The organism is Bradyrhizobium sp. CB1015 (assembly GCF_025200925.1).
Lineage (GTDB): Bacteria > Pseudomonadota > Alphaproteobacteria > Rhizobiales > Xanthobacteraceae > Bradyrhizobium.
In genome coordinates this window covers 701,369-716,993 of the sequence record NZ_CP104174.1, presented here as the reverse complement: position 1 = coordinate 716,993, position 15,625 = coordinate 701,369, and the positions used below count along the sequence as shown (strand labels likewise).

General features: G+C 64.8%; 15 protein-coding genes. 5 read left to right on the top strand and 10 right to left on the bottom strand.

Features of this window, described 5'->3' with window-relative positions:
- Window positions 1–160: 160 nt before the first annotated feature.
- Window positions 161–886 carry an acetoacetyl-CoA reductase gene (gene phbB, locus N2604_RS03205; RefSeq protein ID WP_260373757.1) on the bottom strand — a complete coding sequence of 242 codons (726 nt, stop codon included), beginning with the start codon at window positions 884–886 and terminating at the stop codon, window positions 161–163.
- A 247-nt stretch (window positions 887–1,133) separates the two neighbouring features.
- Window positions 1,134–2,312 (bottom strand): acetyl-CoA C-acetyltransferase, encoded by a 1,179-nt coding sequence (locus tag N2604_RS03200; RefSeq protein ID WP_260373756.1) that lies wholly within the window; start codon window positions 2,310–2,312, stop codon window positions 1,134–1,136.
- 312 nt (window positions 2,313–2,624) lie between these two features.
- On the opposite strand from N2604_RS03200, the gene phaR reads away from it, so the two are divergent.
- Window positions 2,625–3,215, top strand: a complete 591-nt coding sequence (gene phaR / locus N2604_RS03195; protein WP_027577426.1) for a polyhydroxyalkanoate synthesis repressor PhaR — start codon at window positions 2,625–2,627, stop codon at window positions 3,213–3,215.
- Between the two features lie 41 nt (window positions 3,216–3,256).
- Complete coding sequence (locus N2604_RS03190) at window positions 3,257–3,877, top strand: trans-aconitate 2-methyltransferase (protein ID WP_260373755.1); 621 nt, start codon at window positions 3,257–3,259, stop codon at window positions 3,875–3,877.
- 154 nt (window positions 3,878–4,031) lie between these two features.
- On the opposite strand, the gene N2604_RS03185 is transcribed toward N2604_RS03190, so the two are convergent.
- Window positions 4,032–4,919 carry a branched-chain amino acid aminotransferase gene (locus N2604_RS03185; protein WP_260373754.1) on the bottom strand — a complete coding sequence of 296 codons (888 nt, stop codon included), beginning with the start codon at window positions 4,917–4,919 and terminating at the stop codon, window positions 4,032–4,034.
- A gap of 479 nt (window positions 4,920–5,398) precedes the next feature.
- Between N2604_RS03185 and N2604_RS03180 the strand changes: the two genes are divergently transcribed.
- Complete coding sequence (locus N2604_RS03180; RefSeq protein WP_260373753.1) at window positions 5,399–6,334, top strand: alpha/beta hydrolase; 936 nt, start codon at window positions 5,399–5,401, stop codon at window positions 6,332–6,334.
- A gap of 11 nt (window positions 6,335–6,345) precedes the next feature.
- On the opposite strand, the gene N2604_RS03175 is transcribed toward N2604_RS03180, so the two are convergent.
- The gene (locus N2604_RS03175) at window positions 6,346–6,594 is read right to left on the bottom strand and encodes a hypothetical protein (protein WP_260373752.1); all 249 of its coding nucleotides are present in this window, start codon (window positions 6,592–6,594) and stop codon (window positions 6,346–6,348) included.
- 180 nt (window positions 6,595–6,774) lie between these two features.
- Here N2604_RS03175 and N2604_RS03170 point away from each other — a divergent pair, with 180 nt between their 5' ends.
- Entirely contained in the window at window positions 6,775–7,680 is a 906-nt protein-coding gene (locus N2604_RS03170) for a hypothetical protein (protein WP_260373751.1), read from the top strand.
- Window positions 7,681–7,686: 6 nt separating this feature from the next.
- Here N2604_RS03170 and N2604_RS03165 read toward each other — a convergent pair whose 3' ends face one another.
- The 3 genes from N2604_RS03165 to N2604_RS03155 all read right to left on the bottom strand — a co-directional run bounded on the left by N2604_RS03165 (window position 7,687) and on the right by N2604_RS03155 (window position 10,026).
- Window positions 7,687–8,247 carry a carboxymuconolactone decarboxylase family protein gene (locus tag N2604_RS03165; protein ID WP_260373750.1) on the bottom strand — a complete coding sequence of 187 codons (561 nt, stop codon included), beginning with the start codon at window positions 8,245–8,247 and terminating at the stop codon, window positions 7,687–7,689.
- 123 nt (window positions 8,248–8,370) lie between these two features.
- Window positions 8,371–9,516 carry a PLP-dependent cysteine synthase family protein gene (locus tag N2604_RS03160; protein WP_260373749.1) on the bottom strand — a complete coding sequence of 382 codons (1,146 nt, stop codon included), beginning with the start codon at window positions 9,514–9,516 and terminating at the stop codon, window positions 8,371–8,373.
- Window positions 9,517–9,561: 45 nt separating this feature from the next.
- On the bottom strand, window positions 9,562–10,026 hold the full coding sequence (locus tag N2604_RS03155) for an Lrp/AsnC family transcriptional regulator (RefSeq protein WP_260373748.1): 465 nt from the start codon (window positions 10,024–10,026) through the stop codon (window positions 9,562–9,564).
- A gap of 158 nt (window positions 10,027–10,184) precedes the next feature.
- Between N2604_RS03155 and N2604_RS03150 the strand changes: the two genes are divergently transcribed.
- Window positions 10,185–11,201, top strand: a complete 1,017-nt coding sequence (locus tag N2604_RS03150; protein WP_260373747.1) for a 1-aminocyclopropane-1-carboxylate deaminase — start codon at window positions 10,185–10,187, stop codon at window positions 11,199–11,201.
- A gap of 213 nt (window positions 11,202–11,414) precedes the next feature.
- Here N2604_RS03150 and recQ read toward each other — a convergent pair whose 3' ends face one another.
- From recQ to N2604_RS03135, 3 genes are all read right to left on the bottom strand, one after another.
- Window positions 11,415–13,280 carry a DNA helicase RecQ gene (gene recQ / locus N2604_RS03145; protein ID WP_260373746.1) on the bottom strand — a complete coding sequence of 622 codons (1,866 nt, stop codon included), beginning with the start codon at window positions 13,278–13,280 and terminating at the stop codon, window positions 11,415–11,417.
- A 492-nt stretch (window positions 13,281–13,772) separates the two neighbouring features.
- On the bottom strand, window positions 13,773–14,516 hold the full coding sequence (locus N2604_RS03140; RefSeq protein WP_260373745.1) for a polysaccharide deacetylase family protein: 744 nt from the start codon (window positions 14,514–14,516) through the stop codon (window positions 13,773–13,775).
- Between the two features lie 105 nt (window positions 14,517–14,621).
- Window positions 14,622–15,620, bottom strand: a complete 999-nt coding sequence (locus tag N2604_RS03135; RefSeq protein ID WP_260373744.1) for a homoserine O-succinyltransferase — start codon at window positions 15,618–15,620, stop codon at window positions 14,622–14,624.
- Window positions 15,621–15,625: the final 5 nt, after the last annotated feature.

Sequence of the window (15,625 nt, the reverse complement as noted above, 5' to 3'; positions counted from 1 at the left end):
CTCGTCATTCCGGGATGGCGCGGCAGCGCCAGACCCGGAATCTCGAGATTCCGGGTTCGCCGCTATGGCGGCGCCCCGGAATGACAGTGCATAGCGAGATGCCCGGGACAAGCCCGGGCATGACGAAGTCACCTATATGATCGCACGTGATGCGATCGCATCACACCATGTACTGGCCGCCGTTAACCGACAGCGTCGAGCCGGTGATGGCACCGGCTTCATCCGCGGCGAGGAACACGACGGCGCGCGCGATCTCTTCGGGCTCGCCGAGGCGGCCGATCGGAATCAGCGGCAGGATCGCCTTCTCCAGCACGTCCTTCGGCACTGCCTGCACCATCTCGGTGTTGATATAGCCGGGGCAGATCGCGTTCACGGTGACGCCGCCCTTGGCATTCTCCAGCGCCAGGGCCTTGGTGAACCCGATCTCGCCGGCTTTCGCTGCGGAGTAGTTGACTTGTCCGAACTGTCCCTTCTGGCCGTTGATCGAGGAAATGTTGATGATGCGGCCGAACTTGCGCCCCCGCATGCCTTCGATCACCTGGCGCGACATGTTGAACAGCGAGCCGAGATTGGTGCCGATCACGGCATTCCATTGCTCGAGGCTCATCTTGTGGAAGGCGCCGTCCCTGGTGATGCCGGCATTGTTGACCAGCACGTCGACCGAGCCGATCTCGGCCTCGACCTTCTTCACGCCTTCGGCGCAGGCGTCGAAATTGCTGACGTCCCATTTGTAGACGGCGATGCCGGTCTCGGCCTTGAACTTCTCCGCCGCCGCATCGTTGCCGGCATAGCTTGCCGCGACCTTGTAGCCGGCCGCCTTCAGCGCCTTGCTGATCGCGGCTCCGATGCCCCGCGTACCACCCGTCACCAGTGCAACACGTGCCATGTCGTATTCCTTCCCTTGGACTCTTCCTTGGACTCTTCGGACGTTTCTGAGGTGATCGTTTTAGCTACGGATTATGCGGTTGGTTTGACGGACATCAAGAACAAAACGCCCGGCATCGAGCCGGGCGTTTCTCTTTAGTCGAGGCTTGCGTGCCTGCGAAGAATATTTGATTTGCAACCGCTGCCTTTTTAGTCGCGTGCAACGCACGCGCTGACGTGTGCGGCGCACGCGTCAGCTGCGTGTAAGATCAGTCGCGCGCCACACACATGGCGATACCCATGCCGCCGCCGATGCACAGCGTGGCCAGGCCCTTCTTCGAATCGCGCTTCTGCATTTCGTGCAGCAGCGTCACCAGCACGCGTGCGCCGGACGCGCCGACCGGATGACCGATCGCGATCGCACCGCCGTTGACGTTGACCTTGGTGGTGTCCCAGCCGAGGTCCTTGTTGACGGCGCAGGCCTGTGCCGCGAAGGCTTCGTTGGCCTCGATCAAATCGAGATCGCCGACGCTCCAGCCGGCCTTCTTCAGCGCGGCGCGCGAGGCCGGGATCGGGCCCGAGCCCATGATCTTCGGATCGACGCCGGCCTGAGCCCAGGAGACGATGCGCGCGAGCGGCTTCTTGCCTTCCTTGGCGGCCTGCTTGGCGGTCATCAGCACCACGGCGGCAGCGCCGTCATTGATGCCGGAGGCCGAGCCCGCGGTCACCGTGCCGTCCTTCTCGAAGGCGGGCTTGAGCTTGGCCATCGCGTCGAGCGTTGCGCCATGGCGCGGATATTCGTCGGCGCTGACGACGACGTCACCCTTGCGGGTCTTGATGGTGACGGGGACGATCTCGTCGTTGAACTTGCCGGCCTTCTGCGCCGCCTCGGCCTTCTGCTGCGAGGCGACCGCGAACTCGTCCTGCTGGGCGCGGGTGATCTGCCACTGGCGCGCCACGTTCTCGGCGGTGTTGCCCATGTGGTAGCCGTTGAAGGCATCCCACAGGCCGTCCTTGATCATGGTGTCGACCAGCTCGAGGCCGCCCATCTTCACGCCGCCGCGCAGATGCTGGGCGTGCGGGGCCATGCTCATGGATTCCTGGCCGCCGGCGACCACGATCTCCGAATCGCCGTTGAGCAGCGCCTGGTAGCCGAGTGCGACAGTGCGCAGGCCCGAGCCGCAAAGCTGGTTGACGCCCCAGGCCGGGCTCTCCACCGGGATGCCGGCGCCAATCGAGGCCTGGCGGGCCGGGTTCTGGCCCTGGGCGGCGGTCAGGATCTGACCCATGATGACTTCCGAGACCCGGCCGGGCTCGATGCCACCACGCTCCAGCGCGGCCTTGATGGCAATGGCGCCGAGGTCATGGGCGGGAAGGGTCGCGAACGCTCCGTTGAAGCTTCCGACCGGGGTGCGGGCGGCGCTGACGATGACGACATCGTCTGACATGGGCATCTCCTGGGGCTTGAGGTTCTTGTGAAGGGGGCAGGCGGGGCTGGAAAGCGATCGCCAGTCTCGTCAGCCATCCTGTTAACGTCGTTGAGGCATGTCAATCGGCTGGGCACCGAATTCATGCCGCAGCGCATTCAAAATAGCGTTCTTGGCGTTTTCGCAAGCAGGATCTTGCTCTGCAATTAACCGTGCCGCACAAAACGGTAGCGTGAGCCCTTTGAAAATGCTTATTTTGTTGCGTTGCGTACTCTTCCCGCCCTGCGGCATTGCCGACAGGTTCCCGTTCTCCGCGTTTGCAAGTGAGAGCCCATGGCGAAATCAGACCAACCCACCACCATCAAGAAATACGCGAACCGCCGGCTCTATAACACCGGAACGAGCACCTATGTGACGCTGGAAGACCTCGCCGCCATGGTCAAGGACGGCGAAGATTTCCTGGTCTATGACGCCAAGACTGGCGACGACATCACCCGCTCCGTGCTCGCCCAGATCATCTTCGAGCAGGAGAACAAGGCCGGCCAGAACCTGCTGCCGACCACCTTCCTTCGCCAGCTGATCCGCTTCTATGGCGACAGCATGCAGATGGTGGTGCCGAAATATCTGGAGCAGTCGATCGCGACCCTGACCCAGGAGCAGGAGAAGTTCCGCAAGCAAATCGCCAATACGCTGTCCGGCACTCCTTTTGCTCCGTTGGAGGAGCAAGTCCGCCGCAACATGGAGCTGTTCCAGCAGACCTTCTCGATGTTCAAGCCGTTCGCTGCGCCCCGCCCGGCCGCCACTCCCGAGCCGGAGCCCGATGCGAATGCCGAGGCGCCGAAGGACAGCAACATCGACGAGCTGCGCCAGCAGATGAAGGAAATGCAGGAGCGCCTCGAGCGGATGTCGAAGAAGGACGAATAGTCTTTCATTTGCGCCGGCCCCTGTACGCGGGAGGGCGAGCCATGTCTGACCGAAGCACCCATTGGGACCATGTCTACGCCACCAAGGGCGAGGCCGAGGTCAGCTGGTATCAAGATAGCCCCGCGATCTCGCTTGCGATGATTCGCGCAGCCGGCTCCGATCGTGACACGGCCATCATCGATATCGGCGGCGGCGCATCGCGGCTGGTCGATGCGCTGTTGCAGGACGGATATCGCGACGTTGCCGTCCTGGATCTTTCTGCCAATGCGCTCGAGACGGCGAAGAAGCGCATCGGTCAGGCCGCTTCGACGGTTGACTGGATCGTTGCCGATGCCACGACATGGCGTCCTGCCAGGACCTACGATGTCTGGCACGATCGTGCGGCGTTTCACTTCCTGACTGAACCGCGCGACAGGGCGGCTTACGTGGAGCGCCTGCGGTCGGCGGTCAAGCCTGGCGGCCACGTCATCATTGCGACGTTTGCACCCGACGGTCCCGAGAAATGCAGCGGCTTGCCGGTGCAGCGCCATGACAGCGCGAGCCTTGCGGCGGAGCTCGGTCGAGAGTTCGAGCTGCTCGAGTCGCGGAGCGAGACGCACCACACGCCGTGGAATTCGACGCAGGCGTTTCAGTTCAGCCGGTTTCGGCGGCGCGGCTCGTGAGCGGCGCCCGCACGATCCACAAACTCGTCATTGCGAGCGCAGCGACGCAATCCAGACTGCCGCCGCGGAAAGACCCTGGATTGCTTCGCGGAGCCTGTCATCGGGCCGCGCTTCGCGCGGACCCCTTGGCTCGCAATGACGGAGGGACTGGCTCCTATGCCGCCATCTTCACGGCATGCGCAAAGTCCCAGTAGAGCTTTCGCGCCTTGGCATAGAACGGGCCCGGCTTCAGCTCGCGCTCGTCGATGCGGATCACGGGCGCGACCTTGGCGAAATTGCCCGTCGAAAAGATCTCGTCGGCGGCCAGGAAATCGGCGTAGCGCAGCGTCTTCTCGACCACAGTGACGCCGTCGGCGCGAAGCAGGCTGATGACGCGCTGGCGCGTGATGCCGTTGAGGAAGGTGCCGTTCGGCACCGGCGTGGAGACCACGCCGTCCTTGGCCATGAACACGTTGGAATTGCCGAACTCGGCGACGTTGCCGAGCATGTCGAGCATCAGCGCGTTCTGGAAGCCGCGCGAAGCAGCTTCCGCGAGCGCGCGCGAATTGTTCGGGTAGAGGCAGGCGGCCTTGGCTTCGACCGGCGCGCATTCGGCCGTCGGCCTGCGGAACGGCGACAGGGTGATGGCGTTGCCGACGGGTTTAGGCATCGGCGCTTCGTAGATGCACAGGCACCAATTGGTGGTCTCGGGGTCGAACAGCACGCCGCCGCCGCTTCCATTCTGCGCCCAGTACATCGGACGGATATAGAGCTCGGCATTCACGGCAAAGCGTGCGATGCCTTCGTTCGCGAGCGTCAGCCAGGTTTCGGTATCGACCACCGGCTTCAGGCCGAAATTGATCGCGGATTGATTGGCGCGAGCGACGTGTCGGTCGAGATCGGGCGCAACACCCTCGAATGCGCGGGCGCCGTCGAACACGACGGACCCGAGCCAGGCCGCATGCGTGCGCGGGCCCATGATCGGCACATTGCCGTCGTGCCAGTTGCCCTCGAAGAAGGTCCAGCTCGGCGAGTAGTCGATGGGCTTCTTGATCTCGGCCATGACCGGCCTCCCTTGGAACGATCCGGGGACTATTGTCCCAATTTCTAAACGATTTGCTGCGGAATTTGGAAACCCTCCCCTGGAGGGCAGGGCTATCGCATATGACTTGTGACGTCGGCCTGCGCGCACGCCTCGTCCTTCGAGACGGCGCTGACGCGCCTCCTCAGGATGAGGCTAATCAGCGTCAGTGCTCGTTGAAACTGCTGCCGCGCACTCCGCCCTCATCCTGAGGAGCCCGCCCAAAGCGGGCGTCTCGAAGGATGGCCGCCGGGAAAAGCTCTCAAATGCGATAGCCCTGCCCTGGAGAGGGTCGATCGCGCGCAGCGCGAGCGGGGTGGGGTGACGGTCTCTCCACATCGCACACTGCCCCGTGTTGAGAGATCACCCCACCCCGGCGCATGCGCCGACCCTCCCCCCCTCCAGGGGAGGGTAAGACAGAGCAAACCGGCTATAATATCGGCCACGATATGGAGTGCCCCATGCCGCTCGATCCGCTCGCAAAGCGTTTGTTGACCATGATGGCCGCGGCTGCGCCGCAGGCGCGGAGCCGGCCGAGCGTGGAGGTGCGGCGGCAATCGCTGGCCAAGCTGATGCAGTTCGCCCGGGCCGAGGCGCCGGATGTGATGACGTCCGACGGCATGCTGCCCGGCCCCGGCGGCGAGCTGCCCTATCGCCTCTACACGCCGGCAGGCGCCGAGGCGCCCGCACCGGGCTTCGTGTTCTTTCATGGCGGCGGACTCGTCGCTGGCAGCATTGCCACGCACGAGCGCATCGCGGCGGCGCTGGCGCATGCCACCGGCTGCCGCCTCGTTTCGGTCGACTACCGGCTCGCGCCGGAGCACAGATTCCCCGCCGCGGTCGAGGACGCGATCGCCGCCACCGAATGGGTCGCGCGCGAGGCGGCATCGCTCGGCATCGACGCTGATCGCCTGGTGATCGGCGGCGATTCCGCCGGCGCCACACTCGCGGCGATCGTGTGCCAGAATGCGGCGCAGTCCGCCGGCCTCTCCATCGCCGCGCAATGCCTGATCTGCCCGGTGCTGGATTTCGAGGAAACCTCGCCTTCGCGCGAGGCGTTTGCCGAGGGCCATCTGATCGATCGCGTCACGATCCAAGCCGATCTTTCCGATTACCTGCCTGACGACATCGATACTGCCGATCCCCGCGTCTCTCCCTTGCGCGCGACACGCCTCACGGGCCTGCCGACCGCGATCATCCACACCGCCGAGTACGATCCGATGCGCGACGAGGGCAATGCCTATGCCCGCAAGCTGCTCGCCGCGGGGGTGGCGGTCGAGCATGTCTGTCACGAGGGGATGGTCCACAATTTCCACGCCATGGGCGCAATCCTGCCGCAGTCACAGCTCGTGCTGTCGCAGATCGGCGAGCAGGTGCGGCGGGCGGTGAAAAGGTGAGAGCGCTTTGATCACACGCGCGCGCCGATCACCGCGCGCGCTGCCGCGACATATTCCGGCCAGTGCGCGTCCGCATAACGCTCCGCCTGCCATGCACAGGTGACGTCGGGCGCATGCGCCGCCGCAATCGTGCGCGCGAAGCGCTCCTCCGCGACCGTCACTTCGCCGGGCTCGGCCATGGGTGCAGCAGCCGCCGCAGCAGTCGGAGCAACGGCGAGCCCCGCCAGACCGGTGAGCAGGATGCGGCGTGACGTGTTCATGGCTGTCTCCTCCATTGTTCGGCCTGCACTGTGGCGGGCGAGTGTGTCAGTGCGATCACGGCAAGGTACCCGCACATATCCATGCCGTCCATCGCTTGCGGATAGCGCTTGACCAAGCGAGCGATCACGTTCCATCTAACAACGGTTTTGCCCCCAACTCGCCACGCGTCGGATCGTCACGTGCCTCTTCGCAGCCCATCCCGTCGTCCGGCATTCCGCGCTGTCGCGGCGGGATTGCTGTGTCTGGCGATCCCGGCAGGCGGCGCCTTCGCCGCCGACGATGAGGAGGACGAGCCCGCAAAGCCGACCGTCCCGAACATCTATCTCGACCTCCGCACCATTTATGCGGCGATCCCGGCGGGCACGCTCGGGCTCGGCTTCGGCAACACCTCGCTGTCGGCCGCATTCGGAGCCCTGGCGGCGCAACGAGGCACAACGCTGCCGAACGGCTTGCCGGCGGCAAAGGCCATCGCCGTCGACCTGCCGCTGACCGTCGACGTCAGCGACCGCGTCTCGCTTTATGGCGGGGTGTCGGGCTCGACGATTGACATCGGCAACGGCTGGTCGTCCTTCGACATCACGAGCTGGAACATCGGCGTGCAGGCCGACCTCTACCAGCAGAATGGCGGCAGGATCCCGACCATCACGCTGCAATCGACCCTGACGCAGTCGGTGCCCAACGAGCAGGGCATGACGAATTCCTTCAACAACATCCTGGAATTCGACTACGCGCTCGACGAGGACGAGACGCGGGGCTGGCTGGCCGGCCTGCAATACACCTACACCACCATCGCCAGCCCGTTCGCCAGTATCCGGCCGAACACAATCCTCTATGCCGGCGGCTATTATCAATGGCCGAGCAACTGGAAGTTCACCGGACGCCTCGGCATACAGTCTTTCGGCGGTGCGCAGCTCGCGGGCCGAACGATAGCGGAGTCCTTCACCCAGCCGACCCTGCGCCTCGACCTCGATCGCATGGACGACAACGACAACCGCCTGTTCGGCATCACAGCGCAGATCGCGTGGACGCCGAAACCGGCCTACCAGCTGACGCTGCGCACGCCGCTCTACGCCGTGCGCAATTAGCCGCTGCTAGTCCGGCACCGGCACGTCGAAAGTGTTGAGCGTGACCGAGACCATGCAGTAGACGCCGACGAGATAGGACAGCTCGGCCGCGCCGTGCTCGCCGAATTCGTTCACCGCCGCACGCCAGGTCAGCTCCGGCAGAACGCCGCCGCCGACCAGTGCCGAAGCCATGTCATAGGCGACCGCCTCCTGCCGGGTGAGATCGACCGGCCGCTGGCCGGCGACGATGGTCGCGAGCTTCTCGTCGGAGAGGCCACGCTGCTCGGCCACCAGCACATGGGCATAGAGCTCGTAACCGGAGCGGAAATGCGAGCCGGTGACGAGGATCGCGACCTCGCGCACCGGCGCGGGCAGCAGCGGGTTCGACGCGATCGCCTTGACCAGCTCCCACACAGGCTTGCCGAAGCGCGGCTCGCGGATCCAGGGATTCCAGGGCCCGAGCAGCGCGCCGTCCTCGCGCATGTTCACAAAACCCTTGAAGTGGTCCTTGATGCCCGCTCGCATGTCGTCATAGAGCGGCTTCTGTTCGTCGGTCAGATCCTTGGGATCGAGAATGGGGAGGCGCACGGTGGGGTCTCCTCGTTGAGAAGAGGCGAACGTCGCCTGCATGCCTGCGCAAGGCAAGTGAAGTTGCCGTGACGACCGTGCGATTTCCTAAATCGCGCGAAGATGTCAGCTACGGGCCTTCGCCTATGCGCTCTGCGGATTGATGACGTCGTCGACGTCAAGCGTCAGCGGCTCACCTGTCGCGAGGAACGACGACAGCACCGCCTCGAACGGCGCCGGATCGAGACCGCGTGCGGCGAGCCAAGCGGGCTCATAATAGGTCTGACGATAGCGCTCGCCGGAATCGCAGATCAGCGTCACCAGCGATCCCGTGACGTTGGCCTGGCGCATCTCCGAGGCAAGCCGGCACAGCGCCAGGAAATTGGTGCCGGTGGAGCCGCCCACTGGACGACGCAGCCGGCGCGACAGCACGTTCATCGCCGCGATCGTCGCCGCATCCGGGATCTTCATCATGCGGTCGACCACGCCTGGCACGAAGGACGGTTCGCAGCGTGGCCGGCCGACACCCTCGATCAGCGACGGCCGGTCGCAAACATGGGCGCGGTCCTGCGTGTGGAAGCAGTCGAAGAAGGCGGAATGCTCGACATCGGCGACACACAGCCGGGTCGGATATTGCCGATAGCGCAGATAGCGTCCGATGGTGGCCGACGTGCCGCCGGTGCCGGCCCCCATCACGATCCAGTCAGGCAGCGGGCGCGGCTCGCCCTGCAGCTGCGTGAAGATCGATTCGGCGATGTTGTTGTTGCCGCGCCAGTCGGTGGCGCGCTCGGCAAAGGTGAACTGGTCCATGTAATGGCCGTTCAGGCGGCCGGCGAGCGCGGCGGCTTCCGTATAGAGCGCGCGGCCGTCGTCGATCAAATGGCAATTGCCGCCATAATGCTCGATCGCGGCGATCTTCTCCGCCGAGGTCGTCCGCGGCATCACGGCGTAGAAGGGCACGCCGATCATCTCTGCGAAATAGGCCTCCGACACCGCGGTCGATCCCGACGAGGCCTCCACCACGGGCGTGCCTTCGCGGACGTGGCCGTTGCAGAGCGCATAGAGGAACAGCGAGCGCGCGAGGCGATGCTTCAGGCTGCCGGTCGGATGCGTCGACTCATCCTTCAGATAGATGTCGATGCCCGATAGCGCCGGCACGATCAGCCGGATCAGATGCGTGTCGGCGGTGCGGCACTGGTCGGCCTCGATCGCGGCCACCGCCTCGTCGACCCAGCCGCGCCGATAGGCCGGCCTGGCCGGATTGTGCTGGCGAAAGGGGAATGTCTGCATCGCACGAATCTCTCATGATGCGGATGGCGCATCAATAGCTGACGCCTAGAACTCCAGCGGCGCGTTGTCGACGACTTCCCTCATCACGAAGAAGGTCCGGGTCTGACGCACGCCGGGGAGCGCGATCAGCTGCTCGCCGTGGATGCGGTTGAAATCCTCCATGTCGCCGACGCGGATCTTGAGGAAGTAATCGAAATCGCCGGCGACGAGGTGGCAGTCGAGCACGAATTTCAGCTTGGCGATCGCCTGCTCGAAGGTGGCAAAGCTCTCCGGCGTCGAGCGGTCGAGCACCACGCCGACCATCACCAGCGTGCCCTTTGCCACCTTCTTCGGCGCGACCATGGCGCGGACAGTGGCGATGAAGCCGTCCTCGAACAGGCGCTGGGTGCGGCGGTGGCAGGTGGCGGGGCTGATCGCGACCGTTTCAGCCAGCTCCGCGTTGCTGAGCCGGCCGTTATTCTGAAGCAATCTCAGGATCTTAAGGTCAGTGCGGTCGAGCCGGACGGCCATGAAAGAAGCTTCCACAAATTGATCATGTTCTGGGAGAAATATTAGCAATTGGCGCTACTACCGCAAGAATTTGCGCAATGTGAGCGCAATATTTGAGAGCACATTTTCCCGACGCGATGCTAGGGAGCCGCCAACACCAACGCCAATCGGGATGACCCATGAAGCTGGACAAATTTCCGCGCTATCCTTTGACCTTCGGCCCGACGCCCATCGAGAAGCTGGAGCGGCTGTCAAAACATCTCGGCGGCAATGTCGAGATCTATGCCAAGCGCGAGGACTGCAATTCCGGCCTCGCCTACGGCGGAAACAAGCTGCGCAAGCTCGAATACATCATCCCCGATGCGATCGCTTCCAACGCCGATACGCTGGTCTCGATCGGCGGCGTGCAATCCAACCACACCCGCATGATCGCGGCCGTCGCGGCCAAGCTCGGCATGAAATGCCGCCTGGTGCAGGAAGCCTGGGTGCCGCACGAGGACGCCGTCTATGACCGCGTCGGCAACATCATGCTGTCGCGCATCATGGGCGCCGACGTGCGTCTGGTCGACGACGGCTTCGACATCGGCATCCGCAAGAGCTGGGAGCAGGCGATCGACGAAGTGAAGGCCGCAGGCGGCAAGCCTTACGCCATTCCCGCCGGCGCCTCCGTGCACAAATATGGCGGCCTCGGCTATGTCGGCTTTGCCGAGGAAGTGCGCAAGCAGGAGGCCGAGCTCGGCTTCAAGTTCGACTACATCATCGTCTGCACCGTCACCGGCTCCACCCATGCCGGCATGCTGGTCGGGTTTGCGGCGGACGGCCGTGCGCGAAAGGTGATCGGTATCGATGCCTCGTTCACGCCCGCCCAGACCAAGGCGCAGGTGCTCGAGATCGCGCAGAACACGGCAAAGCTCGTCGAGCTCGGCAAGGATCTCGTCACTGAGGACGTCGTGCTGATCGAGGACTACGCCTATCCCGCCTATGGCGTGCCGTCTGACGAGACCAAGGAGGCGATCCGCCTCACCGCGCGTCTCGAAGGCATGATCACCGACCCCGTCTACGAGGGCAAGTCGATGCAGGGCCTGATCGATCTTTCGAAGAAGGGCTATTTCGAGAAGGGCGCCAAGATCCTCTACGCCCATCTCGGCGGCGCGCCGGCGCTGAACGGATATGCGTATGCGTTCAGGAACGGGTGAGTGAGGGCGTAGCTCTCGCGCGTCATACACTGCTGTCGTTCCGGGGCGCGACGAAGTCGCGAGCCCGGGCCCCATAACCACAGTGAGGCGTTTGGCGGAGACTCGTGGTTGCCAGCCTGCTGCAACAAACTTCTTCCTGTGGTTATGGATCCCGGATCTGCGCGCGCTTTGGGCGCGCTGGTCCGGGATGACGATGTGGAGGGATCGAGGCCCTTACCTCGTCCTGACGATCTGCAGCAGCTCGTCGCCGTAATGCTCGAGCTTCTTGTCGCCGATCCCCGGCACGTTGCGCAGCTCGTCCAGCGTCGTCGGCCAGGCCCGGACGATGCCGTCGATGGTGGCATCGTGCAGCACCACATAGGCCGGCACGCCCCGTTCGCGCGCGATCTCCGACCGCCAGGCGCGCAGCCGCGCGCGCAATTCGGGATCGACATCGCCTTGCGGCGCGCTTGCCGCGGGTGCGAGGTCGCCGCGACGCGACTTGGCGCGGCTGGCGCGAACACGCGTGCCGAGCGCCTCCTCGCGCAGCCAGACCTCGGTCTCGCCGCGCAGCACCCCGCGCGAAGACTCCGTCAGCTTCAGCGCGCCGTAGGCTTCGCTGTCGCTGCGCAAATGGCCCATCGCCACCAATTGCCGCAGCACCGTGCGCCACTGCTTCTCGTTGAGCTCGCGGCCGATGCCGAACACCGACAGCTTGTCGTGACCGAACTGCGTGACCTTCTCGGTCAGGCGTCCGACCAGCACGTCGATCAGATGCATGGCGCCGAACCGCTGGCCGGTACGATAGACGCACGACAGCAGCTTCTGGGCCAGCACCTTGCCGTCGCGCATCTTCGGCGGCGTCAGGCAATTGTCGCAATTGCCGCAGCTCTCGCCCATCACGATCTCGCCGAAATAGGCGAGCAGGCGCCGGCGCCGGCAATGCGGGGTCTCGGCGAGGCCGACCAGCGCATCGAGCTTGCCGATCGAGACCCGCTTGAAATCCTCCGATCCGGCCGATTCGTCGATCATGCGGCGCTGCTGCACGATGTCCGAGAGCCCATAGGTCATCCACGCCGTCGACGACTTGCCGTCACGGCCGGCGCGTCCCGTCTCCTGGTAATAGGCCTCGATGCTCTTGGGCAGGTCGAGATGGGCGACGAAGCGCACGTCGGGCTTGTCGATGCCCATGCCGAAGGCGATGGTCGCGACGATGACGATGCCGTCCTCGTTGAGGAAGCGGTCCTGGTTGCGCGAACGCAACGCTCCGTCGAGCCCGGCGTGGTAGGGCAGCGCCGCAATTCCCGCCTCGGCAAGCGCGGCGGCGACCTCCTCGACGCGGTTGCGCGACAGACAATAGACCACGCCGGCATCGCCCATGTGGCGCTCGCGGACGAATTCCTTCAGCTGCGACACCGCATTGCGCTTGTCGACGATCTCGTAGCGGATGTTGGGCCGGTCGAAGCTGGAAACGAATTGCGGCGCGCCCGTCAGCTGAAGCCGCTCGACGATCTCCTTGCGCGTCAGCTCGTCGGCGGTCGCGGTCAGCGCGATGCGCGGCACGTCGGGAAAGCGCTCGGCGATGACGGAAAGGCCGACATATTCGGGCCGGAAGTCATGGCCCCATTGCGAGACGCAATGCGCCTCGTCGATGGCAAACAGCGCCACCTTCGCCTGCGCCAGCAGCGACAGGCAGCGCGGCGTGACCAGCCGTTCCGGCGCGACATAGAGCAGGTCGAGATCGCCGGCGAGCAGGCGGCGTTCGATGTCGGACGCCTCCTGCGGCGTCAGCGACGAGTTCAGCGCGGCGGCATTGACGCCGGCCTCGATCAGGCCGGCGACCTGGTCGCGCATCAAGGCGATCAACGGCGAGACCACGATGCCGCAGCCTTCGCGCAGCAAGGAGGGAAGCTGATAGCACAGCGACTTGCCGCCGCCGGTCGGCATCAAGACCAGGCAATTGCCGCCGTCGGTGACGTGGCGGATGATCTCGCCCTGCGCGCCGCGGAATCCCGGCAGGCCGAATACCGCATGCAGCACCGACAGCGCGTCGCGGCCGTTGGCCGGCGCGGGCAAGGGAACGTTGGAGGGAGCGGACATGGGGCGGAGCAGATCGGGCCGTGAGATTCGTCACAAGGCCAGTCGCATGCTGGTGTGGCTGTGGCAAGACTGTTTGCGGGATAGGCAACGCTGCTTCTTCTCCCTCTCCCCGTTCTTGCGGGGCCGCGACGAGCTTCGCTCGCGCTGAAAGTGCGGGGTGAGGGGCCTCTCTCCGCGCATGGGATCACCGATGGACCTGTACCCCCTCACCCGGATTGCATCTTCGATGCAATCCGACCCCTCCCCGCGAGGGGTAGGGCTATCGCAATTGAGAATTTTTCCCTGCGGCCATCCTTCGAGACGCCCGCTTGACGCGGGCTCCTCAGGATGAGGTCGGAGTGCGCGGCAGCAGCTTCAACGGGCACTGACGTTGATTAGCCTCATCCTGAGGAGGCGCGTAAGCGCCGCCTCGAAGGACGAGCGTGCGCGCAGGCCGCCACCACGAGTGATATGCGATTGCTCTGCCGCAAGCGGGGAGAGGTGAAGAAAGAGCTACGCCCCGATCCGTCGCAGCGCTTCTGCGACGGTCACGATGGGCATGTTGCGCTTGGCGGCGGCTTCGAGCGCATGACGCATCAGATGCGGCGTGCAGCCATAGGGGCTCGGCCTGTCGGTGACGTCGTGACCGTAGAAGATCAGCCAGCCGCCGCTCGCAACCGCCGCGTCGAAATAGCGATCGACCCCGGCTTCGTCGATCTCGCAATCGACCAAGGGCGAGGCGCGCAGGAATTGCAGGTCAATGATGCCGCTGTTGACGCCGGGAAGAATGCCGCGCGCGGAACGGAAGGTCTTCGCGAGTTGCGGCTTTCGCCACACTGAGGCGATGCCATAGGGATAGGCGAAATTCTCCAGCCTGATCGAGGCATCGATGCTGCGGAAATGGCTGCGGTTTCGTTCGATCTCGCGCGCCATCGCGGCTTCGTCGAGCGCGGCCGAACCCTGATGCGAGAAGGTGTGGCAGGCGATCTCGTGCCCGGCGCGGTGAAGCCGGACGATCGCATCATCCGACAGGCCATGCCAGTGCTTCGACGGCCGACCGATCAGGCTGCCGGCAAGGTAATAGGTGCCGCGGCCGCCATGCCGCTCCAGAAGCTCGGCGCCCTCGCCCGCGGCGCTGTCGGGAGCGTCGTCGAAGGTGAAGCTCACCATCGGCGCATGCGCAGTCAGGCGGTGCGGCACGGCGCGGAAATGCCGGGCAAGCCTGTTGCTCACGCGTCCCTGGAGTGCCGACCACACGATTGCGTTCCCGCGATGCCTTCTTGCTCTACTGAAACATTCGTGCGCAGGTCGAGGCAAGCCTAACGCCCGGGTAATCCTAACGCCGAACCAAGATCGCTTCGGCTAGCGCACCGACATCGATGCGTCGGCGTCCGCGCCGAGATAGCGCAACCAATTGCGGAAGAGCACCGCCGCCGCCTCGCCTGCGCCGATATCGGCGCGCAGGTTCAGCGCAGGCAGCTCGTTGCTGAGCGCCGGATGGCGTTGGTGTGCCGCCTTCCTCTCGAAGCGAACCAGCTTCTCCTCCGTCGCTGCGTCAAAATAACTCACCGGCAGGCGCGGATAGGTCTCCCGCTCCCGCGCGAGGTAGCGGCCGATGTCACGCAGATATTCGCGCTGGAGCGACAGCGCGTCATATTCCGGGTGGCCCTGAAAGAACACGAAGCGGCTGAAATATTGGCGAACGAAGACGTCGATGCCGGCCTGCTCCGAGCGTGTCAGCACCTGATAACCGGCCTGCACGAGCTCGCTCTCGGCGATCTCGTTCAGGCGCGAATGTGAGACCTTGAGCTGCGCAGGCGCAGCGCGGATCAGCGAATCGTCCGCCACGACCTCGCAATCGAAAATGCCGTGGCATTTGGCCGGCAGCCGCCGCCGTTCAATGCCGTCGAGATGCAGCACCGCGGCATGCGCGGCAAGGCAGGACCAGATCGTCGAACGCGTGTTGGCCTTGGCCCAGTCGATCAGGTTGGTGAGGTCGCGCCAGTACGGCTCCCGGTCGAGCTCGGGCGCGATCGGCTCTGCGCCCGTCACGATCAGCCCGTCGAATTTGCCGCGCTCGAGATCGGAAAGGCTGGAATACTCGCTCTCGACATGCCACTTCGCTTCCGGCGACCGCTTCACGCTGGGAAGCGAGAAGCAGTGGAAGCGGATACGGCGCGAGCCTGCTGCGGCCTGAAGCAGCTTCATGAACTGCCGCTCGGTCGCCTTCAACGCGGCATCCGGCATGTTGTTGACAAGGCCGATGGTGAGCTCCGCGCGGGCGTCGCGCGCGAGCTCGTGCGCGGCCGGCACCAGCGTTGGGCCCGCGATGACTTGATCCTTGTCGATCAAGATCGTCATGGACG